This is a genomic window from Allobosea sp. BK604, assembly GCF_004341515.1.
Classification (GTDB): Bacteria; Pseudomonadota; Alphaproteobacteria; order Rhizobiales; family Beijerinckiaceae; genus Allobosea.
Genome location: NZ_SLZF01000008.1, coordinates 95165 through 121481, shown reverse-complemented (window position 1 = coordinate 121481; position 26317 = coordinate 95165). Strand labels below are relative to the sequence as shown.

Genomic DNA, 26317 nt, shown 5'->3' with positions numbered 1-26317 from the left:
CCGTGTCGGTCCCGGCCAACCGTGGAACCGATCGAGTATTCGGCCGTTGCGTTGATATCGGGCGGCTAACGGGCCGTTTGCAATGCGTCCGCCGCGCTGGCGTCGCCATTAAAGTTTAGCCACCATGACAGACTACACCTCCCGCGGCGTCGCTGACGCCACGACCGCCCGCGCGTTCTCCGCCGTTTCCTGGGGCGCCGTCCTCGGGGGAGCCCTCGTGAGCGCCGCGATCTCCCTGATGCTCCTTGCCGCCGGCGCCGGCCTCGGCTTTACCTCGATCTCGCCGTGGTCGAACGCCGGCGTCACCGCGACCACCTTCGGCATCGCCGCCGTGATCTGGTTGGCATTCATCCAGCTTGCCGCATCTGGCGCCGGCGGTTACCTGGCCGGCCGTCTTCGGACCAAGCGCGTGGGCGTGCACACCGACGAGATCGCCTTCCGGGACACCGCGCACGGCTTCCTCGCATGGGCCGTCGGCTCCATCGTCGGAGCGGTGCTGTTGGCTTCGACCGCCTCGGCGATCATCGGCGGCACGGCTCGCCTTGGCGCCAGCGCAGCGTCCGGCGTCGGTTCGGCCGTATCCAGCGCAGCGAGCCAGGTAGCGGGCCGCGTCGACTTGTCGAACCTCGATCCCTCCGCTTACGTGACCGATACTCTGTTCCGAACTGATCGCTCGGTACCGTCTTCCACCGACGCGGCCCCCGGCCGTGGCGAGGTCGGCCGCATCGTCGCCATGAGCATCCGCAACGGCGACATGGCGCCTGCCGACAAGACCTATGTCGCCAATGTGATCGCGGCCCAGACCGGCATCAGCCAGCCGGACGCCGAGAAGCGCATCAACGACGCCATAGCGAAGGCCAAGGAGACTGCCGCCAAGGCCGAGCAGACCGCTCGCGAGACGGCTGACACGGCGCGCAAAGGCGCGGCTTCCCTCGCACTGGCGACGTTCATCGCGATGCTGATGGGCGCCCTTGCTTCTAGCTATTGCGCAACGATCGGTGGCCGTGCCCGTGACAAGTTCGACGTCTGAGCCGCACCGACCGCCGCCTTCTTCGGCTGGGGACTCACGAGAGAGCCGAGCCTGACCGCCACGCCTGCAATCCCACTGACAGCAACCAGGAGAATTCCCATGGCCACGACCCCGAAGCCGCTCGACGAGCTCTTCCATGACATGCTCAAGGACGTCTACTACGCCGAAAAGCAGATCCTGAAGGCCCTGCCGAAGATGGCGAAGGCGGCCAAATCGCCCGAGCTGAAGAAGGCCTTCGAAACGCATCGCGATGAGACCGAGGGGCATGTCGAGCGCCTCGGCCAGGTCTTCGAGGTCGTCGGTAAGGCGCCGCGCGCCAAGACCTGCGACGCCATCCTCGGCATTCTCGAGGAAGGCAAAGCGGTGATGGAGGATTATGCCGACAGCCCGGCGCTCGACGCCGGCCTCGTCGCCTCCGCTCAGGCCGTCGAGCACTACGAGATGGCCCGCTACGGTACCTTGAAGGCCTGGGCCAAGCAGCTCGGCCATAACGACGCCGTCGCACTGCTCGACGCCACGCTCGCCGAGGAAACCAAGACCGACAAGACACTGACACAGCTGGGCGGCCCGGCGAACTCAGCAGCGGTTGCGGTCGCAAAAGCCGCATGATCGCGATTTTCAGCAGGCCCCGACGGCCAAGGCTGTCGGGGCCCCTTTTTGCGTGGATCGCATCGATCGGCGAGGGTCATGTTCGAATCTGACACCACGGTCCAGAACGATCTTCGCGGCGGGTGCCCACCCTGGGCCACGGGCTTCACGCGCCCGGTTCGGAGGAAGCTCGATCGAAGCCTGCAATGTGACGTCCTGGTCGTTGGCGCCGGCATCACTGGAGCCTTGATGGCGCAACACCTGACGACGCTTGGGCACAAGGTCACGATCATCGATCGGGAGCGCGCCGGCTTTGGCAGCACTGCGGCCAGCACCGCAATGCTGCAATGGGAGATCGATTGTCCTCTCAGCGAGCTGACGGGCTTGTACGGCTTCGACCGGGCGGCCAACATCTACCGACGTAGCTTGCAGGCCGTCGCGGGGCTCAAGACGCTTGTGGACGAGCTTCACCCTGGCTGCACCTTTCGGCACCGAAGCTCGCTCTATCTCGCTGGTGGCGAAACCAATGCGAGCCAACTCCTGGCCGAGCACCATCTGCGTGAACGCGCCGGCCTGCCTGGAACCTATCTCGACTATCTCACGCTGAAGCGAGAGTTCGACTTCGACCGCGAGGCCGCGATCATCTCACCCGGTTCGGCCGATGCCGATCCTTTGCTCCTGGCTCACGCCCTGATTGCCGACGCGCTTAGGCACGGCGCGTCGATGTATGATGCCGAGGCCATCGGCTACAATAACTTCGGGCATGGCGTCGTCGTCGCGCTCGATGGCGGTCACGAGATCCAGGCCAGCCGCGTTATCCTCGCGACGGGCTATGTCATGCCCGATTTCGTCCGGACCGAACTGCACAGGACGGCTTCGAGCTGGGCCATCGCCACGCCGCCGCAGACGCCTGATGCGCTATGGCGCGACGGGGTGCTGATCTGGGAGGCATCGAACGATTATCTATATGCGCGCACGACGAGCGACAATCGCATCATCGTCGGCGGCGAAGATGATGAGGATATCACCGAGCCATCGGCGCGGGATGCATTGATGCCGGCGAAGGCCGAGGCAATCCTGGGAAAGTTGCGGGCGCTGCGACCGGCGGCAAACGCGACAGCGGAGTTCGTCTGGTCGGGAGCATTCGGCGAAACCGAGGATGGATTGCCGCTGATCGGGCAGGTACCCCGATACCCCGCGATGTTCGCCGCCTATGGCTATGGCGGCAACGGCATCACCTTCAGTTTCCTGGCGTCGCGGGTCATCGCCAAGATGATCGCCGGTCATCGCGAGGATTGGTACGACGATCTCGCCATCGACCGGCCGTCGCCGACGGCGTGAGACCCGATGAAGCTGCTTCCGAGATCCCTCCTTGTCCGACCACGCCTTTTGATAGCGCTCGGGGCGATTGTGTTCCTCGCGATCCTGCTGCCGAGCGGGTGGCATTGGACGACACGGCTGCTGGTCGCGTGGGATGCCGGCGCAATCCTCTATCTCGGATTGCTGGCCACGATGATCTTCGGCGAGGACGTCGAGCAGATAAAGGCGCGAGCCGGCGAACAGGATGAGGGCGCGCTCGCGATTCTCATGATCGCCTGTCTGGCCGCGGCGGCGAGCGTCGTTGCCATCGGCATTCAGCTCGCCGGCCTGAAAGCCTTATCGCCTGACGAAAAAGGGCTTCACCTCGCCCTTGGCGCGGTCACGATCCTCTGCTCATGGACGCTGGTGCACGCGTGCTTCACGTTGCACTACGCATACGACTTCTACGGCGGCGATGGCGGCAAGGGCGGCCTAGATTTTCCCGGCGAAGAGGAGCCTACCTACGTCGATTTTCTCTATTTCTCCTACACGATAGGCTGCACCTCGCAGACCTCCGACATCGGCGTTATCACGCGCCAGGTCAGGATCGTCGTCCTGGCCCATTCCATCCTCTCGTTCTTCTTCAACACCAGCATCTTGGCTTTCGGCATCAATGTCGGCGCTTCGCTGCTCTCCGGGGGATGAGCTCAGCTTGTGCTGCCCCTTGTTTTCTGCCGGTCGATATCCATATACCATCCAATTGGATGGTATATGGATGATAAAATGAAAACTCCTGACAGCGAGAAGCTCACGATCAATCTCGGCTTCGTCGATCTCGGTCGCATCGACCTGCTCGTCAGGGACGGCTTCTACTCGAACCGATCCGATTTCATTCGCACCGCGGTGCGAAACCAGCTTGCCACCCATGCGGATATCGCGGCGCAGGCCACGACGAGGCTCTCTCTCGAACTCGGCCTTCGGACGTTTACCCGGCGCGATCTCGAAGCGGTCAAGGCCGCGGGTGAGCGCTTGGAGATCCGCGTCCTGGGGCTGGCGATCATAGACCCCGACGTCACGCCGGAATTGGCCAAGGAGACGATCGTGTCCCTGACGGTTCTCGGCTCGCTTCACGCAACGCCCGAGATCAAAGCCGCCCTGGCCGATCGTTTGGCATAGCTCAGGAACTCCAATGACCCCATTCATTCGAAATACCCTGGGGGATGCGATGTCCCGGCTCAAATCGTCCGATGTCGCCGGGGCGACAGCCGCGATTCAGCGCGGGCTCGCCGGAAGAGCCCTCATGTCGACGCAACCACCTACCCGGTCCGACATTGCGAGCGGACCTTTCGATCGGCCTCGCCGGTTGGGCGAGATTCTGAAGGCTCTTAAGGACAACCGCGCGCAGTTCGCGCCAGGTGCCACCACCTCCAAGGATCACGTCTCGTTCGAGGGTGGGCGGAATTCCAACGCCCGCATTTTCCGCAATGCGGCGGGCTCGCTGGGCTACAAACTGCACGTTCCCAACGTTCCGACGGGGCGGAAGCGGGCTCTCGTCTTGATGCTGCACGGTTGTACGCAGGATCCTGACGACTTCGCCTGTGGCACGGGGATGAATGCGTTGGCGGACGAATTTGGACTGGTGGTCGCTTATCCGCATCAGCCCAGAAGCGCTAATGCCCAGGGTTGCTGGAACTGGTTCGATGTACGGCATCAGAAGCGGGGCTTCGGCGAGCCGGCGGTCCTGGCCGGAATGGCGGAGGCCTTGGCGAAGGAGTTCGCCATCGACTGTGACAGGGTCTATGTCGCGGGCCTCTCCGCGGGAGGCGCGATGGCCGAGGTTCTGTCAGCTACCTATCCGGACGTGTTCGCTGCCGTGGGCGTGCATTCCGGCCTGCCATACGGAGCGGCGAGCGACGTCATGACAGCGTTCGCTGCTATGAAGGGGAATGCAAAGGCGGCCACCGCCCATTCTGCGACCCGCAACCGCAAGATCGTGTTCCACGGTTCAGCCGACGTGACGGTTCATCCGTCCAACGGCGAACGCGTATTCAATGCGGCCCGAGGTTCAAACACCGGTCTGCAAGAGTTGACATCTCACCTCAGGACCAGTGGGAAAAGCGTCGTTCGCACCGTGATCGCTCCATCCTCCGGCCGCGCCGTTGCGGAGCTTTGGCAGATCGAGGGCGGGGGCCACGCCTGGTCGGGCGGGAATCCCGCAGGCAGTTTCGCCGATGCGGACGGCCCGGACGCTTCCCGCGAAATGATCCGCTTCTTCCTTGAGGACGAATAGGACGGTCTCGTCATCGGGACGCGGGTGGCTTCCGGGACGGGAAACCCTTCCTCGCAAATCCCTTGTGGCGAGCCCAGCACCAAACAAATCGCCAAGGAGTAATTCTTTACTGTTTTCGGCAACAACAAGCGCCGGCAGCAGTTGGCTAAGGATCACCGCTGAAAGTAGATCATGCTGAAGCTGGTCGTTTTGGTTGTCGAAGATCAGCCCCTGCTCAGGATGGACGCTGTCGACTTCATCGAGGATGCGGGATTTGATACCATCGAGGCGGGCCATAATGCGGACGAGGCAATCGCCATCCTGAAAACCCGCGATGACGTCGCGATCCTGTTCACCGATATCGAGATGCCCGGCTCAATGAATGGCGTCAAGCTGGCGCATGCCGTGCGGCTGGGCTGGCCGTTGGTGATCATCGTCGTGGTGAGCGGCGGTGTCGCGCCGCGCCACGGCGAACTGCCGGACAATGCCCGCTAACCGCGGCCTCGATGATCGGCCGAACAAAGGCGCGCAGATCGAGGCGCCATTCCTCCGACGACTCCCCCCAAGTGAATTGCCGCTTCTCGCGCGCATTCTCGTGTAGTGCCTTCGACCCCGCCTCGATTGCGAGGTCAATGCGGGTGTCTGCCATCGATGCTCTTCCCCTTACACGATGCGAAGCTGCGCCTAAGCCCGAGACGCCTTCCGCCCGCGAACCTAGTTTGCACTTTGCTAACCACGATTAGGCGGCATTTTATTGAATGCGGAACGCCCAAAAGATCCAGGGATTGTGCCTTCATCAGCGGAGGCACGATCCATGCTCCAAAGCACCTATATCGATGCTTGGCTCTGGCTGGCCGTCTATTGGCTGGTGGCTCTAACAGCCCTTTTGGCGAGAACTCTTGCGTCAAGTCCGGTCTAATCGTCGCTCGCGGCGCTCACTCCGCATCGTCAATCTGTCGGCGAAGCTCGTAATCTGCCGCGCCTTGAATAGCTTCCGCCTTCCTTAACGCAAGGGTAGGAAACTCCTCAAGAATCTCCCTCTCGGGTATTCAGAGCATTTCGAGCAAGCACATCAAAACGGGCGTCCACACCACCCTCCAGAAACTCCCCGGTCGATATGTTTTCCGCGATCCACCCTGTATGAAAGCCACATCACGCTCTGACATTTGAGTGCTCCCTGCGGCGCCGTTCCGGAGATCAACGCGCTTTCGTGGCGCGAGTTGCCGAGTGACGCTTTCAGACCGTTGCCGCGGGTTTTGGCGCGAGCATCAGGAAACCGTATTATGGGTTCGAAGGAGAGCGGCGGAATCGAACCCACAGTACGGTTTCCCAGTCTCCAACGGCCAACTCCGCGGCCCAATAGCCCGACCTAGGTCTGTATCCAGGAGCGGTCCCACTGGTAAGGTAGCGGTTCGGAGGGCTGGGATTACTCCGGGCCGACATTTCAGAATCCATGGCCGGCGTCACCCTTCGGGGGTAACGCTGGCCTTTTTCTTTTGGCTTCGCCCGGATCTCAGATACGCTGCAAGAGCATCGCCGGTGAGCGTCGGGAACTGCTTCGGTGTTCCCACCCCATCTCCGAACGGCTCAAACCGCGCGCTCTCCTGGCGGCGCACCTGGATTTGAGACCTCAGATTTTGGCCCGGTCTCGCTTCGGCGGGCGGGCCGTTTTCTTCTCCGAAGTGCGTCGTGACGTGCTAAAGTTGGGTTCAGCTCCTGAGGCTGGCACGAAGGATATTGAAATGATCCATCAATTCGCGGTCGGAGATCAGGTCAGCCTAGCTTTTGGCTTTTACGATCAGGCTGCCGTCGGACTCTATGCCGTCACGCGCCTGTTGCCCTCCCGCACCGATGGCGAGCCCCAATACCGCGTGAAAGGCAGCGACGACCGGGAGCGAGTGATAGGTGAAGCCCAGATCGAGCGGGCAGGTGGAAACCGCACATCCACTAAGCCTGCTCGCCAGGGTAGCCTGCACAATCCGATAACTGAAACATTCAATCGTTTACGCCTTGAAGAGAAAGGATGAGTCTAACGCCTGTGAGGTACGGTACCCATGACGGAGCGACGTGAACTTTACCGTAGTCCGAACGGTGACGGCTGGTATTTGGGTCGAGAACCGACCAGCGGCGCGGCATTTGTGATTCATCAGCCCAACGGCCCGTCTGGCGGCCGTTTGTCCCATATCGAGCTCGGAGTGTTTCTTAATTCGGGACCGAGCGACCGGCCCGAGCAGCAGGCCTTGCTTCGCCTGATCGGGACGCTCGTCGATGTGCCACCGTACGCCGAGCGATCGATAGAACCCCCCTAAGCGCCCGTGAAGCCACTCCCGGCAAGGAGGTAGTAGCTGGGTGACTAGGCGTGGCGGCTGCCCGCCCTTGCGGTGCGACTCGCGCGGTTTGAGGGGTTGCGAAGGAGATGCCGGGCGGGAGGCCAGTTGGAAGGCCGGAACCTAGGGGCCCGTTCTATTGCAAGTGATGGCAAGCCAGAATCCGTAACGACCGTTCGCACTGGCGACGACGATTACGAGCCCCAACAGGCCGGGCCTCCGAGCTATCGCAGCCGAATGCGCTTTTGGAGCAACCAGGCCGAAATCGCGTTCGTCAGTGCGAGTTTCTCTGCTTCCTCAACCGATCCGAACTTGCAACGCCCTAGCTCAACAATTCGCTTCGCAGCTCTCTGCCATTCGTCGTCGTTATAGATGGTTGCCACTGGCACCGGTGTTCTCATGGCGGCTCCTAATGGAAGCCCAACATGCGGCAAGTCAAATGGTTCGTCCAACGACAACATATCCAATGAGACGCGGTTAGAGCGCGGCGGGTTTATGGCGCTGTGCCGTTCTGAGGTGGGTTGTAACGGCCAGCGAAACGAAGGCCTCCAACTTCGAGAGCGCGTGAGGCGAACAGTGCAAATTGACGATCTGCCCGCTCGTAAGCTCGACGCGGAAGGACGCGGACTCGGCCGGATTACGATCAATCCGCATGGCTCTGATGTCGACGACCCCGATGTCCCCCTGGTCCATACGACTCTCCCACTCACTGTTGGGCAACGCGCATATGTCATGACGTAACTCGCCAACTCGGAATGTGTGCCGGGGCAGAGGTGCAAACCCTCCTACCATAAGGCTGCCTTGCATCGGTGGCGCCCTTCTTCCGGCCAGGTCGCGACCTCGCGATTGGCGAGCAAGCTGAAGGCCAGGGATTCGTTGATCGCGTGTCTGCAGGCTCAATGCGACGAGTGATGCTTTGCCTGTTCGACATTCGCGTGCACAAGGAAAGACTCAAGTTTGGCAAGTGCTCGGGCAGAGAATTGTACCTCGATCTCGCTTCCGTCTGAAACGCGGCCCTTAATTACGGCACCCTCAAGAAGGTCCATGCTCAAGGCCATTTCAAAGAGGTCGACGAACTTCAGTCTCACTATACTGTCCGGCATGTGCTTTTCCTATTCGGCGCTAGGGGCGGCGCGTGATCAGCACGCAAGTTCGACGATCTAGAACTATTATCGTCCACAAATTTGACCTCCCGTCCACGATCGATCGTGCACGTCATGCCGGGCAAGCCACGGATCGTCCGTAGCGTAATGACAGGATACGAAGGCAATCGGCCAACGGCAGTGCATTCCGGGTGGTCGCATTGGGAATAATGGCGGCTCGGCCGTTTGCCGATGTCACATAACGAACTGCCTTGCCCATTGGAATAATGCGGCCTTTTTTTGCCTCGAATACATATGACGTGGATAGCCACTTCAATTCCGACACCTTCGCAGCAAGACTGATCCAGCTCAAAGTCGGCGCGGTGAAGCGGTTCCTCGCCAGCATTCCTGAGCGTCCCAGACCTCCAACGCGAACATGAGAGAGATCAATTCGATTTCCTCGGCCGAAGCCTCGGTGCAGCCCGACAGGCGCTCGGCTCGCGTCAGTGCGGCGCAAGCTTCTTCAGTATTTCGAATCATTTGCTTCGCGGCGGCACGCGCGCGCTGGATTGAACTTGACATCATGAGCCGCCCTTTCGGTCCGGCAGCACGAATTTCTCCATCGGCCGTTCCCGCTCCGTCGACTTCATTCCCTTTGAGCCGAGTAGTTGGATCCAGCTTGTCGGGCGACGTGGCGGTCTGTTCGTCCCTCATCCATGCGATATCGCGCTGTCGCGGGGCAATTGAACGTTATCGCTGACAAACGTGAGATATCGGTCGCCGCTGGTCGTGATCAACACCGGGAACTCGGTGCCACCCTCCGGGTGATATCGGAGCTGATACGCGAATTCTCCCCAGTCCATGGTGCTTAAATCGCCAAAAAGGGTTCCGTAGCGTCGAGCGCCATCTTTGAGCGAGGCGAAACAGTATTGCAAAGGCACGTCGGAGCCGCCCCGCAGGATAAGCCTGCCCCGTCCGCTTTACATAATGTTCTCGCTTGGGTTCACTCCGAAGCACAGCTCTCAGGAGGGATAAAGCGAAGGTGTGCCGCGCTCCTCCACAAGGCGCTCCCACGGATCAATAAGCAAGTGGTCTAGTGTCGTAGGCCCGTGGAGCCCCGACGTCTCTCAGTGGATATGGAGGGCGATCAGCAATGCCTCGCCCTCGAGGAACTCGGCAAGGGTTCTGAATTCCTCGACCTTCTCCGTTGCACCTGCCTTGTCAAAGGCGGCGATCGCATTCCAGATCAGCTCATAGGCTTCACAGACGTCTAAGAAATCTGGAGTCGTGATTTGCTGCGGCTCGGCACGCCACGCGGGCATGCGAAGCATCAGCCTGCATCGCCCTCGATCCGCGGCCGGGCCCATCATTGCTGCTCCAACGCTTGCTACAAGTGCAGTTTGATGTCCTCGCCCCGCGCAGTCACTTGTCCTTGGGGACAAGGCGTCAATTCGGTTGGGAGCTCAGGGAGATTTCGTCTTTCCGAGGGTGCATTTATTTTTGCCGGCCTAACCTTTGGTAAGGACCTCCTTGCCAACTCGCCTGCACTTCGTAGATCGAAGGTCGTGTCGCAACACCTTTGATGCTGGCCAGGCTCCGTCGGTTCACGCTGGCGGAGCCTACTAGCGCTTCCGCGGCAGACTCAAATGAACCTTTTGCGCTGCCCCGCGTTGGTTTTCCGGCACTCATCCAGCGCCAGCCTACAGCCGACCGTTGCGAGCCGCGGATGTACCGGCCGCCGGTCGGAGGTAGCACCGAGATCGAAAGCGACCGTCCGTTCGCCTCTGTGCGTCGACGGTCACAAAGCCCGGCACTCCGAAAGGGGGCCGGGCTTTTTATGTTGAAACCTGTTTAGTTGGCGAGCGTTAGGTGAACGGGATGCCAGTCCCACGTCATGAGACTCTGCCCCGCTAGGTCATGCTGGCGGGCTTTTTATTCGGCGATGGCGCGAAGCCGCTGTCGTCGCCGCTGGATCGCTCCGGCACGAGGCGCCACCTAAACGCGGTTCGTTGCCGTCCGCGCTCCGGTGTCATTCGTACTCCTCATCGCTGAACTGAGCCCGGAAGGCCGGCCATCGTTCATGGATCTTGGCGACTGCATCCTCGCGGGTCCATTCGTCCCCACGAAATATGCCGGGCTGAGGCATGCCGAAGACGCTGATCGCCCAGAACCAGGCTGGCCGATCCTCGATTGTTTGGTCACGACAGTCGACTATTATACCGACGAAATCTCCGCTTTCTTCGCGGACTTGCCAGTATCTGTCATCGTCGGGGTAGGTACGCTCAATCGAAAGGCGGTGAGTGGTCATTGTCGCGCTGACGCAGCCAGTGGCCCCGGGCTCACCTGAGGTGGACCGGCGCCGGCGCGGCTGCGCAATCCGGACCATCTGCGCCGCGCCGCCACCTACTGCGAATGATTGTGCTCTAGAAACTAGAAACTGACCTTAACCAGTCAGCCATCTGATGTATGTTATGGATAAACTTCATGCTTTGCAGCACTCATATGCCCTTCACTGTAGGGCGTTGAGAACGATCTGGGCCCGTTCGTCGCCAAACTATGTACAGAAGGCTGGGTGGAATAACTGATGGGCCCGCATCTGCTCTCAGACGAACTCGGCGCTTCCTAGCGCGGCCTCAACCGCTCCAGATCGCCCAGTCGCTTCAGCGCCGCTTGCTGCTGGAGCAGCCCGTAATTGATGCCGGCCGCGTTCAGAGAGCTTCCCGTCTGGTACGGGTAATCGGCGAAATCGGAGAAGAACTCCTTCACCTTGGACTGGATCGGCACCAGCAGCCACATTTGCTGGCCGAGGAACTTGGTGGCTTCGCCACCTTCCTTCATGCCCCGCTCGTAAGGGTCCATCCGGAGGTTCGTGATCGACGCCCAGGATGTGACTTCGCGCGTGGCCGTGGCGATATTGCCCTCGCTGTTGACGGCGAAGCTGACCTTCCAGTCATTCCAGCGCACCGCATTGAGATTGCCGCCCTGGTCGAAGAAGAACATTACGTCACGTGGCGGCTGCTTCGACTCGCCCTTGAAGAAGGGCAGGAAGTTGTAGCCATCGAGATGGACCTTGAAGGTCTTGCTGCCTGCCTGGAAGCCCGCCTTCATCTTCTCCTTGATCTCCGGCTCGCCGGCTGCGGCGAGGAAGGTCGGGAACCAGTCCATTAGAGTGATCATCTCGTTGTACTGCGTGCCGGGTTTGATCACGCCCGGCCAGCGCACCATCATCGGGATACGGAAGCCGCCTTCCCAGGTCGTGCCTTTCTCGCCCCGGAACGGGGTCATGGCGCCGTCGGGCCAGAGTGCGATCTCAGCGCCGTTATCGGTCGTGTAGAGCACGATGGTGTTGTCGGTGATGCCGAGATCGTCGAGCTGCTTGAGCAATTGCCCGACATGCCCGTCATGCTCGACCATGCCATCGGCATGGATGCCCATCCCGGTCTTCCCCATCGATTCCGGCTTGAGATGGGTGAAGACGTGCATGCGGGTCGAGTTGAACCAGCAGAAGAACGGCTTGCTCGCCTTGACCTGCCTGTCGATGAAATCCTTGGCGCCGGCCAGGAATTCCTCGTCGACTGTCGGCATCCGCTTGGTGTTGAGCGGACCGGTATCCTCGATCTTGCCGTCGGCCGAGGTCTTGAGCACGCCGCGCGGGCCGAACTGCTTCCGGAAGTTCGGATCCTTCGGATAGAAATAGCCCTCGGGCTCCTCCTCGGCATTGAGGTGGTAGAGGTTGCCGAAGAACTCGTCGAAGCCGTGCCGCGTCGGCAGGTGCTCGTCGCGGTCACCGAGATGGTTCTTGCCGAATTGGCCGGTGGCATAGCCTTGCGTCTTCAGGGCGTCGGCGATGGTCGGCATCCAGTCCGCGATGCCATGCGGGTCACCGGGCATGCCGATCGTCAGCAAACCGGTGCGGAACGGCTCCTCGCCGAGGATGAAGGAGGCGCGCCCGGCCGTGCAGCTCTGCTGGCCATAGGCATCCGTGAAAATCGCGCCTTCACTGGCGATGCGATCGATATTGGGCGTGCGGTAGCCCATCATTCCCATCGTGTAGGCGCTGACCTGAGGTATGCCGATGTCGTCGCCGAAGATGACCAGGATATTCGGCTTGCGTCCGCTCGCCGGCGCCGCCGGCTGCTGGGCCTGGGCCCGCTCGATCGGCGAAGCCGCAAGATAGGCAGACGCAGCAGCCAATGCGGTTCCGCCGAGCAGGATGCTGCGCCTGTCGAGCGACGGGTTCGTGTCGGGAACGTCCTGCTTCTTCTGCATGGCATATCCTCTCGCGTAAGCCGGAACCGGAGCGAATGGGACTCGTCGAAGATGCGCTGAGTTCTTCCCTCTGGTCCGAGGTGACGAAAATCCGGACAGATAACGGTCGATCAGCCGTCAGCCTCCGGCAATGTCGTAACTGTTACTGTCCCGAAAATGCGGTGAGGCCGGCTTCCCCCGCACAGGTGGATGCCGTACGCTTCCAACAGGACATTGGTGTTCCCGCCCTCGCTGATCCCGTTGAAGGACGACCGGTCCGGTTTCGAGCAGATCGCTGCCAGCCTCGGGCCCGAGCGCGCCCGTCAAAACGGGTTGATGTAATTGGTGATCGCGATCTGACGCAGCAGCACCTTGCGGATCACATGCGCGGCCTTGACGTGCTCGGTAAAGATCGCGGCGGTACCGGTGCTTCCGGCGGGCAGTGAACGGGCGAAGGCCTCGTCGTCGAGCTTGACGCGCACCACGAGCGGCGCAGTCTCGACGGCTCGCGGCGCGACGGCAAGGCCCGAGGTCTGGACTTGTCCCGTGGAGACTGCTTGCAGGATGCTCTCGACCTTGCCCGTCTGAACCGTGCCCGGATTCAGCTTGAAAGTCAGTTCGACGGGCTGGCCCGGAGCGAGATAGCGCGCAGCGTTCTGGTCGACCTGAACGCCGATAATGGTCTCCGCCGTATCGATGAAAGCCATAACCGGCGAAAGCGGCAGGTTCGTCACCCGCGCACCTGTGCGCAGCGCCAGATTGGTGACATAGCCATCAGCCGGCGCGCGCACCGTCGTCTTCTCCAGGCTCCATTTCGCTCCGACGATCTGAGCCCTGAGTTGCTCCACCTCAGCCTCGCGCTGCTCGACATCGAAGGCGCGGCCGGCACCTTGCGTTTGCAGCTGTGTCATCTGGCCAAGCCGCGTTTCCTGGAATTTGAGCTGCGCGTTCAGGGCATCGAGCTGCGACTGGAACGGGACGGGGTCGATCCTGAACAGGACGTCGCCGGCCTTGATCGGCTGATTGGGCCGGACGGGCACCTCGACCACCTCGCCGGAGACATCGGGCACGATCGCGACAGAGTTGCGCACCACAAGCGCCGCCCCCTGCGGCGCGCCCCAGTTCATCGGGATGAACAGGCCGATCAGCAGCAGCAGGAAGACGAGGACTGGCGATGCCTTCCAGAACCCGTTGAAGGGCACGACCTTGAGCTTCACCAGGATGAAGAGCAGCGCCAGATAAGTGTTGAGCAGGACAACGATCATCGCGCCGCCTCCCCTCCGGTCACAGACCTGCGCGGGTTCGGCGGCACGTCGACATAGGCCCAGATCAGGACGATGGGCCAGAGCACGAAGCCGAGGAAGAGCGTCACCCAACCGCCGATCGCGACGGCTTCGGCGTAAGGGTGGCCACGCCGCCGTGCGACCATGCCTGGCCACATCGCCATGAAGACGATGATGAAGGCCGTGCTGGCGACGAGCACGATGAGGACGATCCAGGCGAAGATATCGAGACCGGTCATGGCTCACCCTTCCCACGGCTGACGGAACCGAGCGCTCGGCAGGACGCCTCGGCACCCCGGCGGCTCATTGCCCTGCCACCTTCTCGACGTCGGGCAGCGCCCAGCTCTTGTCGAACAGCGCCTTGGTCGGCGCATAGGCGCGGAACATCAGCTCGAACTTGCGGGCGGGATCGGTCGGCACCCAGTTCGCCTCCTTGCCGGCAGGCGCCTTCGGGCCGAAATAGACCTCGATCGAACCATCGGCATTCTTCTGCATCTCCGGGATCTGCGACGAGCGGCTGGCGCGCGGCATGCCGCGGATCAGCGCGTGTGTCTGCCGGTCATAGGCCGTCACCGACCAGTACTGCTCGACCGGCGCCTTGGGCGGCACGGTCAGGCGATAGGTCTTGCCGCCGTCGAAGGCATCGCCGTCCCTGTCCCGGATCGAGATCAGGTAGAACTGGCCGGCGCCGAGCCGCTTGATGCCGATATAGGCGTAGCTATAGGCGAGGCCGCGCGAGTCCGTGGGATATTGGTCGGGATCGGCATAGCCACTCTGTCCCTGCTTGATCAGATCGGGAGGCGCCGGGAAGGTCCAACGGCTGGTCGGTGAGAAGAAGGGCGGCAACCCGGCATCATATTTCCGCTCGAGCCAGCCTCGAGCCTCCTGCACCCCGGCATTGAGCACCGTTGTCGCCGCGGCATCGGGCCGGTAGGGCTTGCCCTTCTCGATGCCGAGCGACTTGAGCGGGTCGATCATGGCGCGGTCGCGCTGCAGCCAGGGCTCGGACTGCACGATCCGGTCGAGATGCGCGAAGAAGCTCGCATCATAGCGGATCGTCGAGTCGAAGGTGACATCCTTGACGTCGCTGAACACTGTCGCTGGAGGCTTGCCTGCCTGAGCGAGCGGATAGACCTTCATCCGCTTGCCATAGGCGATCGAATTGGCGACGTCGGCCTCGCCATGGCTCTTCAGGTTCGAGCGGAACAGCATGTAGCCACCGAACGTGTCGGATTGCAGCGGGATGTAGCCGGCTGGCGGCTTGCCCTTGTAGCGCGGCGGCAGGACGAGATATTTGCCGCCCTTGCCCTTGTCGGCGCCGAGCAGGCCGGCATCCTCCAGCGGCATCTGCCACACCGTGACGATATTGCCGTTGAACGAGCCGTTCTTGTCGCCGGGCGGCAGGTCGAGCACGATCGGCCCGTCCTTGGTGTCGAAAAAGGTCATGAAGTAGAGCGCGTCAGGATTGGGCGTCAGCGTCTGGTTCTTAGAGTCGAGCGGCCGGCCCCAGTAGATGACCTGATGCACCTTGCCTGGCGTCTTGCTCAGCATCTCCTGCAGCATCAGGTCGTAATTGACCGCCGGCATGCCCCAGATGACGGCCTCGACCGCACGGCGCTCGATCATGCGCTTGTCCAGATCGTCGGAAGCGGGGTTTTGCGCCAGTGCCGGCGAAGCGCCGAGCAGAGCAGACAGCGCGAGCATCTTCAATGAGAGCGGCTTCATCTGCATGCTCCTCAAGTCGAGGGATTGAGTGGTGGAAGCAGCCCGCGTTCGGGCACCGGCGCGGAGCGGCTTCGCCCATCGGCCTGAGCCAGGGCGGCAGCCAGTGCCGCTCCAGCCTCGCGGCTCCAGCGGCCACCTGAGCCGAAAAGACTGCTCTCCAACCGGGCCGTGGCACCTGCCAGCCGCTCGTCAGTGCAGACGCGTTGCCGCTCGTCGGCTGGCAGGCGCTGGAGCCATTGGCGCAGCGCCTGATAGGTCGCGGCCGGCTCGCCCGCACGGGCCGCATGCAACAGCGCCCGGCGAGCGGCGGCCTCGGAAGAATGGTATCGTTGCGCTGCGTTTCGATAGAGATGAACCAGCCTCGAACGGAACAGCACGAGGACGGCGGCGAGACCGAGTAGGGCAAGGATCGCAGCAAGCCACGCCGGGCCAAGCGACGATCGCGCCTGCACTGGAGACGCCGTCGCACCAGCCGCCACCGTTACTGTCACCCCCGGCAACGTCTCGGTCCGTGCCCGCTTGTCGGCGAGGCTCCACCATGGTTGCGACAGCGCCGGCAGTTCGTACCTCCCCGCCTTCTCGAAGACATAGGTCACCTTGTCGGTACGATGGCCTTCGACACTGCCGCGGTTGCTGCGGTCCTCGATCATCGGCGGATCGGCATAGACCCGCACGCCCTCAGGCGCTGTGAAGCCGAACTCCGCCATGCCGAGCGCGGGCACGCCATCGGCCTGACGCCGGATCGTGCGCACGAGCGCGCTGCCGGCCTTGAACTGCGCTGCGCCTGGATCGGGCGACCAATCCTGTTCCACGCCGACCCGGTCGGCGACGAGCACCGGCCCGGACGGATCGACTCCGGGCGGGACGGTGACGTTGATCCGCTTCGTCTCGCCCTTCGCGGAACCGGTCGGATCGCCGCTGCGGTCGAGCATGGTCACGCTCGGCGCGGGAATGGCGATCTCGCCGCCGCGCCGCGGGAACAGGATGAACTCGAAATTCTGGCCGACATAGTCCTGGCCGTCGATCCGGTCTCGTGTCGTCGTTGCCTGCGTCTCGAAGCGCAGGATCTGGGCGCCCGGCGCCTCCGGCATGCTGACGAGCGGCGGGTGCGGCATGTCTCCGGGAAACAGCACGAGCACGTCGAGCCGCACCGGCTGACCGATGACGATGCCCTCGGCCGGATCGAGCGTGCTGCGGATGATCGGCGCGCGGGCGGGAGCCTGAGCCAGCGCCATGGCGGGGATGATCAGCAGCGCGAATGCGGCGACGATCCTCATGGCGTCACGCCCTGAGTCTGCTCGCCCAGCTGATAGGCGAATTTCGCCTTGAGGAAATCGGCCGGCTTCGTCTGCACGCGCTTCAGCCAGAGCGCGCGCACAGCATCGTCCGACATCGGCTTCGCGGCCTCGACAGTAGCGTCTTCGCCGCCCTTCTTGGTCTTGTCGAAGACGATCTCGTCCGGTTTCGTGTCGGTATTTCCGGTCTCGCCGCCCTCGGTCTTCTTGCGCTCGCCGCGAATGCGCGCGATCTCGCGATTCTTGAGCGCATCCGCCCAGCCCGGCCGCAGCGCCAGCGCCCGATCGTAGCGTTTCAGCGCATCATCGTACTGGCCGAGCATCACCAGCGCATTGCCCTGGTTGAAGGCGCCTTCGGCCGTGTCCCGCGCGGCGAAGGCCTGGGCGGCACCCTTGAAATCCCCCGCCCTGAACAGGGCGACGCCGCGCCAGAGCGGATCGCGAAAGGCCTGCGCCGCCTCGGCCGGCCGGTTCGCGCCGAGCAGCAAGCGCCCGCGCTGATCCGGCGTCAGCCACAGGTCGCGCCAGCCGACGCGATAGCCCGCGGCCAAGAGCGCCAGGGCAGCCGCGAGCCCGACCAAAACATAAGGCGCGGAGAGGAGCGTGCGGACGTGCTTCATGCGAGCACCCATCCGCGCCGGAACCACATCAGCGTCAGCAGGGCGAGCAGCGGCACCAGCCAGTATCCTGCCTCGCGCCAGTGCTGGCCCTGGTCTTCGCCCGCCGTGCTCGCGGCTGCGTCACCGCTGTCGAGATGCCTGACCACCGCTGCGACATCGGCCTGATCGGCGGTCGTAGCCACCACGCTGGCGTTCAAAGCCCGCTCAACCTGCTCGAACCCGGCAATCTCCGTCTCCGGCGGCTGGAGCGCCAGAATTGTCAGCGGGACCGCCCTGCCCTCCGCGGGGCGCACTGTCACATCCGGCCCGACCGTATCGGCCAGCAGCAGGATCGAGCCGCCATTCGCGCTGGCAGCCAGAGCGCGTTTGGCGAGCGCCAGGGCAGCGCCGAGATCCTCACCCTCCTTGGGCATGATCTGCGGAGAGAGTGCCTTGGCGAGATCGAGCACGACGCCGCCATCGGGCGTCGCCGGCAGGACGAGATGCGCCGAGCCGGCATAGGCGATGAGCGCGGTCGAGGCGCCCTCGCGGGCGGCGAGGATATCGGCCAGCTTCTGCCGGGCCCTGTCGAGCCGGGTCGGCGCCAGATCCTGCGTCAGCATCGACGGCGTGACCTTCAGAATGACCGCGACCGCGGGCTTGGCATCGGCGAAGGGCGACGGCTCCCGCTGCCAGGCCGGGCCGGCGACGGCGATGGCCGCGATCGCCCAGGCCAGGAACAGCCAGTCCGGCAGGCCGATGCGCGGGCGAGCGTCCTGGCCGGCGATGAGATGGGGCAGCAGCACCGGATCGATCACGCGGCGCCATTGCAGCAGCGGGTCCGCGCCGCGTCGCGCGATCAGCCAAAGCGCAACGGCCGGAATGAGCGCCAGCAGCCAAAGCGGCCGCTCGAAATGGAAGGCGGATAATGCCGCCATCATCGCGGTGCTTCCACGATCGCGGCAGGCGCGTGCGATGGTGCCCTGTGGATGGCCCGACGCGCGAGGCCGAGCGCCTGCCCGAGCAGCGTCAGCAACAGGGCGGCAGCGAGCGGCACCCAATAGATGTCCCGTCGCGGGCGAAAACTCACCGTATCGATACGGCGCGTCTCGATCTCGTCGAGTCTCCGGTAGATGCCGGCGAGCTGGTCGCGGTCCAGGGCGCGGAAGAAGCCGCCGCCGGTGACATCGGCCACCTGCTTCAGCGCCGCCTCGTCGAGCTTGTCCTCGCCAGCGGCCCGGGGATCCCCGACTGCGACCGTGTGGATGACGATGCCCTGGTCCTTGGCGACACCGGCGGCCTCGACCGGAGGCACCTTGCTGATCGTGTCATTGCCGTCGGTGAGCGCGATGATCGTCTTCGCCCTCACCGTGCTATGCGCGAACAGCCCGATGCCCAGGCCGATCGCATCGCCGAAGGCCGTACGCGGCCCGGCCATCCCGACGGTCGTGTCGCGCAGCATGGCGCGGCAGAGATCGAGATCGGTGGTGAAGGGAACGAGCGCGAAGGGCGCATCGCCGAAGACGACGACGCCGACGCGGTCGCCCTTGCGGCGCGACAGGAAATCGTCGAGCACCTGCTTGACCGCCGTCAGCCGGTCGACGGTCTTGCCGGATGCATCGACGAAATCCTTGGTGTCCATCGAACCGGAGAGATCGACCAGGAGCAGCAGGTCACGCGTCGGCAGGTCGCGATGCAGCGGCGGCTCGATCCATTGCGGCCGGGCCAGCGCCGCGAGCACCAGGAGCCAGGCAAAGGAGACGAGCAGGAGTCGCCATGGTCCGCGCCGCGCGACGACGCCGCCGGTGAAGGGCTGCTGTCCGCTCAAGCGCGCGAGCCTGTCGAAGAACGGGACGCGCAGCCCGGAGCGGCGCTCGACATGCGCCGGCAGGCCGAACCAGACGACGAGCGGCAGCGGCGCCAGCAGGGCGATCCAGGGATAGGCGAAGGACAGCATCGTCACGCCTCCGCCGCAGCGCGACCGCGCTGACAGCGAAGCCAGGATTTGGCCTCGCGGACGAGCGGTTCGGACGCGGCCGCTTCGGTGGCCTGTCGAGTGTCGAGGGCTTTGGCCAGGCCTGCGGCGATGGTGGCGGTTTCCACGCCAGGCGGCGCCGTCTCGGCAATGAAGCCCGCCCAGGCCACTCCGGTCAGCGAGGCGACGCGCTCGCGGCCATAGGCGACGATGGCGGCGCGCTTCAGGATGGCGGAAACAGCCTCGGCGATGCCTGACCGATCTCCTTTCGGACCTGCCGCGAGCGCGTCGAGCTCGGCCGCTGCTGCTCGCAAATAGGCATCGGCGCGATAGCGCTGCAGCGCCCGCCAACCGAACAGCACAAGCGCAACCAATGCTGCTGTGGCGGCGATCCAGATGCCTGCAGCCGGCGGCGAGAACGAAACCGGCAGCGGCAATGCCAGATCGGCCAGATTGGCAAGGTCGCCGGGATCGGCGCTCATGACGCCTTCCCTCCCGTCGCTCCTGCCAGTGCCTGGGCGCGGCGTCTGCCGATCAGCTCGCGCAGCTGGTCGGAGACATCGCGCGCCGCCGAGATCGGCAGCACGGGAATGGCACGGTCACGCGAGAGCTGCGCGAGCCGCGTCCGCCAGTCCACCCGCTCGGAGGAGAAGGCCTGCCGCAGCGAGGCCGAGGAGGCATCGACCTCGATCTGGGCCTCGCCGGATGCGAAGGTCGCGACTCCGATATCCGGCAGATCCTCCTCGAGCGGATCGTGGACGAAGATCGCCAGCACGTCGTTATGGGCTGTGAGACGCGTGACCAGCCGGGCGGTCTCGTCATCCTCACCGGCAGCATCCGAGATCAGGCAAACCAGCCAGTCATGCGTCGCCATGCGCACGGCCGTCTCCAGGGCCACGTTCAGCCCGTCAGGCGCGGTCGCTTGCTTCGCCGCGTGAGCGAGTCCCGCATTCTGTCTCGCGACCTCGGTCAGCACGCGCACCGCACCGTAATCGCGCGCCTGCGGTTTGACCGCGACGCTACCGCTATCGCCGAACACCACCGCCCCGACCCGGTCGCCGAGCGAGGTCACCCTCCAGGCCGCCAGCGCCGCAGCCTCTGCAGCCGCAACCGATTTCATCGCCCTCTGGCTGCCGAAGAACATCGTGCTGCGCTGGTCGATGAGCAGCAGCACCGGCCGGTCGCGTTCCTCGGAATAGACGCGCACATGCGGGCTGCCGAGCCGGGCCGTCGCCAGCCAATCGATGGTGCGGGTGTCGTCACCCTCGAAATAATGGCGCAGCTCCTCGAAATTCAGCCCGCGCCCGCGCAGCCGCGAGGCGTGGCGCCCGGCGAGCAGGCTGTGCACCGGCTGGCGCGGCAGGAAGCTGAAGCCGCGGGCGCGATGCTTGAGGCGCAGCAACTCGTCGAGCGTGACGAAGGCCCTGGCTCCACTATGTGGAGCGCCGCCGTCCGTCCTTGCCCTCTCGCGCATCAGCGCCATGGCCGGCTCCGCCTAAACCGCGACCGCAACCTGCTTGATCACCTCGTCGAGCACCGTGTCTGCCGTCATGCCGTCGGCGCCAGCCTCGTAGCCCAGCGACAGCCTGTGGCGCAGGCAATCATGCGCCACCGCCTGCACGTCTTCCGGCGTGACGTAGTCGCGCCCCTTCAGCCAGGCATAGGTACGGGAGCAGCGATCCAGAGCGAGGGAGCCACGCGGGCTCGCGCCGACGGCGATCCAGCTCTTGAGCTTGTCGCCGAACTCGCCGGGCCGGCGCGTCGCCGCGATGAGGCCGACCATATAGGCCTCGACCACATCCTTTGTCGTGACCCGGTCGATCTCCGCCCGCGCATCAAATATCGCCTTCTCCGGAATCTTCGCGGGCGCGGGAGCGGCTGCCGCCGACGCAGCGGCGCTCTCGGAGCGGACGAGCCGCATCACCTTCACCTCATCCGCATCGGACGGGTAGTCGATGCGGATATGCATCAGGAAGCGATCCATCTGCGCTTCCGGCAAAGGGTAGGTGCCCTCCTGCTCGATCGGGTTCTGGGTGGCGAGCACCATGAAGAGCGGCGGCAGATCGTAGCGCTTGCCGGCCACGGTGACATGGCGCTCCTCCATCGCCTCCAGCAGCGCCGACTGCACCTTGGGCGGGGCGCGATTGATCTCGTCGGCGAGAATGAGGTTGCCGAAGACCGGGCCCTTGCGGAATTCGAACTGCCCGTCCGCGCGCAAGATCTCGCCGCCCGTCACATCCGATGGCAGCAGGTCGGGCGTGAACTGAATGCGGCTGAACTCCGATTCCAGGTTCTTCGACAGGCTCTTGATCGCGCGCGTCTTGGCCAGGCCGGGTAGCCCCTCGACGAGCGCATTGCCATTGGCGAGCAGCGAGATGACGATCCGCTCGACCACCCTCTCCTGCCCGATGATGTCCTGGTTGATCCGGCTCTGGAGTTCCCGGACGGCATCGCGTGCTGTCGGTCCGGCGCCCTCGTCCATCTCGATCCCTCGGAGCTGCAAGCTCATCCCAGCCTGGGCGATCTTGGGCAAAGCGCGGAGCAAGTCAGCTCTGTAACAGTTACATCGCCTGCGCCTCCCCCTTTTGGCTCTTCCGGCGTCCGACTTTTGGCATCCAGGCCTGTCCATTTGCGCCGGCGGTCAGGGCTTTGCCCGGCCGGCCACGGGAATATCATAGGCCTGCCTCCATGGGGGCGCATCGAACCAGGCCACTCGAAACGGCTTGAACGCCCGGTTCTGAATACGCCTCCATCGCCGCCTCGCAGGAGACGCAATTGAGCCACTCGGATCACAGGCGCTTCGATACGGGTGACGAGGCCACCGATCACAATCTGCGAGCTCTCAATCACCTCAGCCAGATCGATACGTTCGACGGCCCGGCAGAACTCATGCACAACTGGCTGGTCAGCATAAACTCGGCCCAAAAGCTGCTGCCCCAGGCCGCGGCACGGCATTTCGAGCAAGACCGCTATCTGATCGGAAGGCGCCCTTTCGAAGTCGGCGATCGCGAGCGCGCCCTCCTGTGGCAGTGGCTGGCGTTCAATCTGTCGCGGGAGGTTGAAGCGGCCCATGCGGATCCGGCATTGCGCAAGGAGGCAAAGCCCGACCTTTCGGATCGGCCAAAGACGCGCGCCGATATCCTGACCACGCTTTGCGCCAAGGTTCAGGCCGGGCTCATGGAGGGCTCGGACGTCTCGAAGCCATTGGCCAAGCTGGAGCGCGAAGCCGCCGGGACGGTGGTCGCCTCCGACGTCATGAAGCTGCAAAAGCTGCTCTCGAAACAGCAGATCACCGACCAGCCGCGTCATCGCGCCGAACTGATCCGCATCATCTACCATGCCCGGCGCCTGGCCGGGAACCTTCACCATCTCGAGTGAGGCTGGTCCAGCCAAGTGCCACGCGCCCAGCCGCATTCCGCGATCGGAGCAGACTAACCCCTTTGCCCCTCCCGGCACTCCCTTTTCCCCGGTTGAATTGCTTGTCCCGGGCGGTTCCTGTGTAGGAGAGGCGAAGAAGAAATGGCTCGATAGCACCATCGGAACGGGCGTCTTTCACATGCGCCATACGATCGAGACCGCACCCAAGAACGGTAAATTCGTCATCCTCGAAGATGACGCGGGTGGAACCTATGACGTCGCCCACTGGTCGCCTGACGCGGGTCAATGGCTCCGGGAAAATGGCGTGCCGAGCCAGATCACGCCGACGCATTGGCACCCGTTGGCGCGCGACAAATATCTCCTGCGCGAGGACGAACAGTTCAGCGATCCTGCTGAGCCATCGGCCGGGCGACGCCGCGCCAGCCGCTTCATCTGCGTGACGGCAGCGGCGGCGCTCCTGCTTTTCTTCGGATCCCAGGATACCGGTCAGTCGGGCAGTGCCGGGGGCGGTGAGCAGTTCGTCGCGCAAGCCGCCCAATTGCCGAGCCCGGCCTCCAAGACCACTCTCCAGGCGCCGTTGCAAATGGAAGCCAGGCAACCCAGCCCGCCGACGCAAGCGCAGCCGGCTCCGCCACTTCATCGGCTCGCCCTGGCGTCCGGGCCTGAACCACAACAACCTCCGAATGCGAAGCGAGCCGAAGCGCTGGAGCAAGAGCTTGCCGGAGCGAGGCGCGCCATCGAGCGGCTGGATGCGCAGCTGCGGACTGCCGCCGAAAAGGCCGCCTCTTCGCTCGGCCAAGAGCGCGATCAAAAAGCCGTCCTCGAACTGGACGCCGCCGCCGCACGAAAGGAACTGACCGAGAGCACGGCGCAGCACCGCCAGGAGCTCGAGGAGGCGCGCACGCATGGCGCCTCACTGGCGAGCGAACTGGCGACGGCGCGACGCCAGATCGAGACGCAGGCGGCTCAGCTGCGCAAGGCGAGCGATGAAACAGGGCAGCTCAAGCAAGCGGGCGCCGCGTCGAGCGCCTCTTCACTCGAACAGGAGCGGCTGAAGGCAGCTGCCCTGGCCGAAGCTGCGGCTGCCCGCCAGGAACTGGCGGCAAGCGCCGCCCAGAACCGTCAGGCCCTCGACTCGGAACGAGCGCGCGGCACCGCGCTGGCGAGCGAACTTGCGACGGCGCAGCGCCAGATCGAGACGCAGGCTGCACAGCTGCGCAAGGCGGGCGAGGAGGCCGGCCAGCTCAAGCAGGCGGAGGCCGCGACGAGCGCATCCTCGCTCGAACAGGAGCGGCTGAAGGCCGCTGCCCTGGCCGAAGCCGCGGCTGCGCGAAGGGAGCTGGCCACCAGCGCCGCCCAAAACCGTCAGGCCCTCGACTCGGAACGGGCGCGCGGCGCCACACTGGCAAGCGAGCTTGCGACGGCGCAGCGCCAGATCGAGACGCAGGCGGCACAGCTGCGCAAGGCAGGCGAGGAAGCCGGCCAGCTCAAGCAGGCGGAGGCCGCGACGAGCGCCTCTTCGCTCGAACAGGAGCGGCTGAAGGCAGCTGCCCTGGCCGAGGCCGCGGCCGCGCGAAAGGAGCTGGCTGCAAGCGCCGCCCAAAACCGTCAGGCCCTCGACTCCGAACGGGCGCGCGGCGCCGCCTTGGCGAGCGAACTTGCGACGGCGCAGCGCCAGATCGAGACTCAGGCGGCGCAATTGCGCAAGGCAGGCGAGGAGGCCGGACAGCTCAAGCAGGCAGAGGTCGCGACGAGCGCATCTTCGCTCGAACAGGAGCGGCTGAAGGCAGCTGCCCTCGCCGAAGTGGCGGCCGCACGAAAGGAACTGGCCACAGGCACAGCCCAAAATCAGCAGGCGCTCGAGGCCGAACGTGCGCGCAGCGCCGCGTTGGCGGCTGAACTCGCGACGGCGCAGCGCCAGATCGAAGGGCAAGCCGCACAGCTGAGCAAGGCGAGCGACGAAACGGGGCAGTTGAAGCAGTCCGAGGCGGCAAAGAACATGCATGCGGTCGAGCAGGAGCGGCTGAAGGCGGTCGCCGTCGCGGAGGTCGCGGCGGCTCGCAAGGAATTGAGCGCAAGCTCGGCGCAATACCGCCAGTCACTCGATGAGGAGCGCGCTCGCAGCTCCGCGTTGGCGAACGACCTCGCAATGGCACGGCGCGACATCGAGGCGCAGACGGCTCAGCTTCGCAAGGCAAGCGACGAGGCAGGGCAGCTGAAGCAGGCCGAGGCCGCGGCGAGCGCGCGTTCGTCCGACCAGGAACGGATGAAAACAGCAGCCCTCGCCGAAGCCGTTGCCGTGCGAAAGGAGCTGACCGCAAGCGCGATACAGAATCGGCAGACCATTGATCAGGAGCGCACGCGCAGCACCGCATTGGCAGGCGAACTGGCGGCCGCCCGGCGCGAGATCGAGGCGCAGACGGTGCAGCTGCGCAAGGCGGGCGATGAGACAGGACAGCTCAGGCAGGCGGAAGCCGCAACGAGCGCCCGCGCGCTCGACCAAGAGCGGCTGAAGACGGCAGCCATCGCCGACGCCGCCGCGGTTCGCAAGGAGCTGACCGCAAGCGCAACGCAATATCGCCGGGCGCTCGATGAAGAACGCACGCGCAGCGCTGCGCTGGCGAGCGAACTGGCGATGGCGCGGCGCGATAGCGAGGCGCAGGCCGCGCAGCTGCGCCAGAACAGCGAAAAGAGTGGCGAGTTCAAGCAGGCGGCAGAGATCGCGATGGCAGACCTGCGGCAATCCCTGCAGCAGGAGCGCGACAGGGCCGAGGTCATGGCGAGCGAGCTTGAAGCGGCGCGGCGCAGCATCGAGGCCCGCGCCATGCCGCAGCAGGCGGCGAGCAGCCCCGTTCCGAAAGCAGCGCAAGCCGTGGAAGCGGCAGTGACGGAGCAGCCGCGGGTCGCAGAAGCGCAAAGCAGCCCGGAAGCGGCGAGATTGATCGCGCGCGCCACGACGCTGCTCGGCCAGGGAGATATCGGCGCGGCACGCACAGTGCTTGAGCGCGCGGCCGAAACGGGCAGCGCTCGGGCGAGCTTCATGCTCGCGGAGACTTACGATCCCATCGTTCTATCCGCCTGGGGAACCTATGGAACACGCGGCGAGGTGACGAGGGCGCGCGAGCTTTATGCGAAGGCGCATGCCGGCGGCATTCAGGAGGCGAAGGATCGTTTCAACGCGCTGCCTCAGTGAGGCACTTCCAGAAGGGAGTTCACGAA

Annotated in this window: 24 protein-coding genes; 10 read left to right on the top strand and 14 right to left on the bottom strand. The window is 64.3% G+C overall.

All coding sequences use genetic code 11. From position 1 onward, the window contains the following. The first annotated feature begins 124 nt into the window (after positions 1-124). The 8 genes from EV560_RS23780 (at position 125) to EV560_RS23745 (ending at position 7213) form a co-directional block, all read left to right on the top strand. Positions 125-1030, top strand: a complete 906-nt coding sequence (locus EV560_RS23780) for a hypothetical protein (protein ID WP_131858313.1) — start codon at positions 125-127, stop codon at positions 1028-1030. Positions 1031-1129: 99 nt separating this feature from the next. Then, positions 1130-1639, top strand: a complete 510-nt coding sequence (locus EV560_RS23775; protein ID WP_131858312.1) for a YciE/YciF ferroxidase family protein — start codon at positions 1130-1132, stop codon at positions 1637-1639. Positions 1640-1717: 78 nt separating this feature from the next. After that, positions 1718-2959 carry an NAD(P)/FAD-dependent oxidoreductase gene (locus EV560_RS23770; RefSeq protein WP_131858311.1) on the top strand — a complete coding sequence of 414 codons (1242 nt, stop codon included), beginning with the start codon at positions 1718-1720 and terminating at the stop codon, positions 2957-2959. A 6-nt stretch (positions 2960-2965) separates the two neighbouring features. Further along, positions 2966-3622 carry a DUF1345 domain-containing protein gene (locus EV560_RS23765; protein WP_131858310.1) on the top strand — a complete coding sequence of 219 codons (657 nt, stop codon included), beginning with the start codon at positions 2966-2968 and terminating at the stop codon, positions 3620-3622. Positions 3623-3688: 66 nt separating this feature from the next. After that, entirely contained in the window at positions 3689-4093 is a 405-nt protein-coding gene (locus tag EV560_RS23760) for a CopG family transcriptional regulator (protein WP_131858577.1), read from the top strand. 13 nt (positions 4094-4106) lie between these two features. Continuing rightward, a complete protein-coding gene (locus EV560_RS23755; RefSeq protein WP_131858309.1) occupies positions 4107-5207 on the top strand; it encodes an extracellular catalytic domain type 1 short-chain-length polyhydroxyalkanoate depolymerase in 1101 nt (366 codons plus the stop codon). Positions 5208-5378: 171 nt separating this feature from the next. Continuing rightward, a complete protein-coding gene (locus tag EV560_RS23750) occupies positions 5379-5681 on the top strand; it encodes a response regulator (RefSeq protein ID WP_207908101.1) in 303 nt (100 codons plus the stop codon). Positions 5682-6928: 1247 nt separating this feature from the next. After that, positions 6929-7213, top strand: a complete 285-nt coding sequence (locus EV560_RS23745) for a hypothetical protein (protein ID WP_131858307.1) — start codon at positions 6929-6931, stop codon at positions 7211-7213. Between the two features lie 777 nt (positions 7214-7990). On the opposite strand, the gene EV560_RS23735 is transcribed toward EV560_RS23745, so the two are convergent. From EV560_RS23735 to EV560_RS23670, 14 genes are all read right to left on the bottom strand, one after another. Beyond that, complete coding sequence (locus tag EV560_RS23735) at positions 7991-8206, bottom strand: hypothetical protein (RefSeq protein WP_131858305.1); 216 nt, start codon at positions 8204-8206, stop codon at positions 7991-7993. A 758-nt stretch (positions 8207-8964) separates the two neighbouring features. After that, entirely contained in the window at positions 8965-9309 is a 345-nt protein-coding gene (locus EV560_RS23730) for a hypothetical protein (protein ID WP_131858304.1), read from the bottom strand. A 413-nt stretch (positions 9310-9722) separates the two neighbouring features. Beyond that, positions 9723-9926: a hypothetical protein gene (locus EV560_RS23725; RefSeq protein WP_131858303.1), complete on the bottom strand. Its 204-nt coding sequence runs from the start codon at positions 9924-9926 to the stop codon at positions 9723-9725. A gap of 1291 nt (positions 9927-11217) precedes the next feature. Continuing rightward, positions 11218-12864, bottom strand: coding sequence for an arylsulfatase (locus EV560_RS23720; RefSeq protein ID WP_131858302.1), 1647 nt, complete (start codon positions 12862-12864; stop codon positions 11218-11220). A 302-nt stretch (positions 12865-13166) separates the two neighbouring features. Further along, positions 13167-14108: an HlyD family secretion protein gene (locus EV560_RS23715; protein WP_131858301.1), complete on the bottom strand. Its 942-nt coding sequence runs from the start codon at positions 14106-14108 to the stop codon at positions 13167-13169. Then, entirely contained in the window at positions 14105-14365 is a 261-nt protein-coding gene (locus tag EV560_RS23710; protein WP_131858300.1) for a DUF3302 domain-containing protein, read from the bottom strand. The genes EV560_RS23715 and EV560_RS23710 overlap by 4 nt, the downstream gene beginning before the upstream one ends. A gap of 64 nt (positions 14366-14429) precedes the next feature. Then, positions 14430-15851 carry a DUF1254 domain-containing protein gene (locus tag EV560_RS23705; RefSeq protein WP_131858299.1) on the bottom strand — a complete coding sequence of 474 codons (1422 nt, stop codon included), beginning with the start codon at positions 15849-15851 and terminating at the stop codon, positions 14430-14432. 11 nt (positions 15852-15862) lie between these two features. Further along, a complete protein-coding gene (locus EV560_RS23700; RefSeq protein ID WP_131858298.1) occupies positions 15863-17128 on the bottom strand; it encodes a BatD family protein in 1266 nt (421 codons plus the stop codon). Beyond that, positions 17125-17766 carry a tetratricopeptide repeat protein gene (locus EV560_RS23695; protein WP_131858297.1) on the bottom strand — a complete coding sequence of 214 codons (642 nt, stop codon included), beginning with the start codon at positions 17764-17766 and terminating at the stop codon, positions 17125-17127. Before EV560_RS23695 ends, EV560_RS23700 begins: the two co-directional genes overlap by 4 nt. Beyond that, positions 17763-18683 (bottom strand): VWA domain-containing protein, encoded by a 921-nt coding sequence (locus tag EV560_RS23690; protein WP_131858296.1) that lies wholly within the window; start codon positions 18681-18683, stop codon positions 17763-17765. The genes EV560_RS23695 and EV560_RS23690 overlap by 4 nt, the downstream gene beginning before the upstream one ends. Then, positions 18683-19702 (bottom strand): VWA domain-containing protein, encoded by a 1020-nt coding sequence (locus EV560_RS23685; RefSeq protein ID WP_131858295.1) that lies wholly within the window; start codon positions 19700-19702, stop codon positions 18683-18685. The genes EV560_RS23690 and EV560_RS23685 overlap by 1 nt, the downstream gene beginning before the upstream one ends. A 2-nt stretch (positions 19703-19704) precedes the next feature. Continuing rightward, positions 19705-20202, bottom strand: coding sequence for a DUF4381 domain-containing protein (locus EV560_RS23680; protein WP_131858294.1), 498 nt, complete (start codon positions 20200-20202; stop codon positions 19705-19707). After that, positions 20199-21203, bottom strand: coding sequence for a DUF58 domain-containing protein (locus EV560_RS23675; RefSeq protein WP_131858293.1), 1005 nt, complete (start codon positions 21201-21203; stop codon positions 20199-20201). The genes EV560_RS23680 and EV560_RS23675 overlap by 4 nt, the downstream gene beginning before the upstream one ends. A gap of 12 nt (positions 21204-21215) precedes the next feature. After that, positions 21216-22229 carry an AAA family ATPase gene (locus EV560_RS23670; RefSeq protein ID WP_248312171.1) on the bottom strand — a complete coding sequence of 338 codons (1014 nt, stop codon included), beginning with the start codon at positions 22227-22229 and terminating at the stop codon, positions 21216-21218. Positions 22230-22495: 266 nt separating this feature from the next. Here EV560_RS23670 and EV560_RS23665 point away from each other — a divergent pair, with 266 nt between their 5' ends. Beyond that, a complete protein-coding gene (locus tag EV560_RS23665) occupies positions 22496-23098 on the top strand; it encodes a hypothetical protein (protein ID WP_131858292.1) in 603 nt (200 codons plus the stop codon). 178 nt (positions 23099-23276) lie between these two features. Beyond that, complete coding sequence (locus tag EV560_RS23660) at positions 23277-26291, top strand: coiled-coil domain-containing protein (RefSeq protein ID WP_131858291.1); 3015 nt, start codon at positions 23277-23279, stop codon at positions 26289-26291. Positions 26292-26317: the final 26 nt, after the last annotated feature.

What these genes read in the sequence shown, in the direction of transcription:
- EV560_RS23780 (WP_131858313.1), top strand. Translation starts at nt 125, where the DNA reads ATGACAGACTACACCTCCCGCGGCGTCGCTGACGCCACGACCGCCCGC.
- EV560_RS23775 (WP_131858312.1), top strand. Translation starts at nt 1,130, where the DNA reads ATGGCCACGACCCCGAAGCCGCTCGACGAGCTCTTCCATGACATGCTC.
- EV560_RS23770 (WP_131858311.1), top strand. Translation starts at nt 1,718, where the DNA reads ATGTTCGAATCTGACACCACGGTCCAGAACGATCTTCGCGGCGGGTGC.
- EV560_RS23765 (WP_131858310.1), top strand. Translation starts at nt 2,966, where the DNA reads ATGAAGCTGCTTCCGAGATCCCTCCTTGTCCGACCACGCCTTTTGATA.
- EV560_RS23760 (WP_131858577.1), top strand. Translation starts at nt 3,689, where the DNA reads ATGGATGATAAAATGAAAACTCCTGACAGCGAGAAGCTCACGATCAAT.
- EV560_RS23755 (WP_131858309.1), top strand. Translation starts at nt 4,107, where the DNA reads ATGACCCCATTCATTCGAAATACCCTGGGGGATGCGATGTCCCGGCTC.
- EV560_RS23750 (WP_207908101.1), top strand. Translation starts at nt 5,379, where the DNA reads ATGCTGAAGCTGGTCGTTTTGGTTGTCGAAGATCAGCCCCTGCTCAGG.
- EV560_RS23745 (WP_131858307.1), top strand. Translation starts at nt 6,929, where the DNA reads ATGATCCATCAATTCGCGGTCGGAGATCAGGTCAGCCTAGCTTTTGGC.
- EV560_RS23735 (WP_131858305.1), bottom strand. Translation starts at nt 8,206, where the DNA reads ATGGACCAGGGGGACATCGGGGTCGTCGACATCAGAGCCATGCGGATT.
- EV560_RS23730 (WP_131858304.1), bottom strand. Translation starts at nt 9,309, where the DNA reads ATGAGGGACGAACAGACCGCCACGTCGCCCGACAAGCTGGATCCAACT.
- EV560_RS23725 (WP_131858303.1), bottom strand. Translation starts at nt 9,926, where the DNA reads ATGCTTCGCATGCCCGCGTGGCGTGCCGAGCCGCAGCAAATCACGACT.
- EV560_RS23720 (WP_131858302.1), bottom strand. Translation starts at nt 12,864, where the DNA reads ATGCAGAAGAAGCAGGACGTTCCCGACACGAACCCGTCGCTCGACAGG.
- EV560_RS23715 (WP_131858301.1), bottom strand. Translation starts at nt 14,108, where the DNA reads ATGATCGTTGTCCTGCTCAACACTTATCTGGCGCTGCTCTTCATCCTG.
- EV560_RS23710 (WP_131858300.1), bottom strand. Translation starts at nt 14,365, where the DNA reads ATGACCGGTCTCGATATCTTCGCCTGGATCGTCCTCATCGTGCTCGTC.
- EV560_RS23705 (WP_131858299.1), bottom strand. Translation starts at nt 15,851, where the DNA reads ATGAAGCCGCTCTCATTGAAGATGCTCGCGCTGTCTGCTCTGCTCGGC.
- EV560_RS23700 (WP_131858298.1), bottom strand. Translation starts at nt 17,128, where the DNA reads ATGAGGATCGTCGCCGCATTCGCGCTGCTGATCATCCCCGCCATGGCG.
- EV560_RS23695 (WP_131858297.1), bottom strand. Translation starts at nt 17,766, where the DNA reads ATGAAGCACGTCCGCACGCTCCTCTCCGCGCCTTATGTTTTGGTCGGG.
- EV560_RS23690 (WP_131858296.1), bottom strand. Translation starts at nt 18,683, where the DNA reads ATGGCGGCATTATCCGCCTTCCATTTCGAGCGGCCGCTTTGGCTGCTG.
- EV560_RS23685 (WP_131858295.1), bottom strand. Translation starts at nt 19,702, where the DNA reads ATGCTGTCCTTCGCCTATCCCTGGATCGCCCTGCTGGCGCCGCTGCCG.
- EV560_RS23680 (WP_131858294.1), bottom strand. Translation starts at nt 20,202, where the DNA reads ATGAGCGCCGATCCCGGCGACCTTGCCAATCTGGCCGATCTGGCATTG.
- EV560_RS23675 (WP_131858293.1), bottom strand. Translation starts at nt 21,203, where the DNA reads ATGGCGCTGATGCGCGAGAGGGCAAGGACGGACGGCGGCGCTCCACAT.
- EV560_RS23670 (WP_248312171.1), bottom strand. Translation starts at nt 22,229, where the DNA reads ATGAGCTTGCAGCTCCGAGGGATCGAGATGGACGAGGGCGCCGGACCG.
- EV560_RS23660 (WP_131858291.1), top strand. Translation starts at nt 23,277, where the DNA reads ATGCGCCATACGATCGAGACCGCACCCAAGAACGGTAAATTCGTCATC.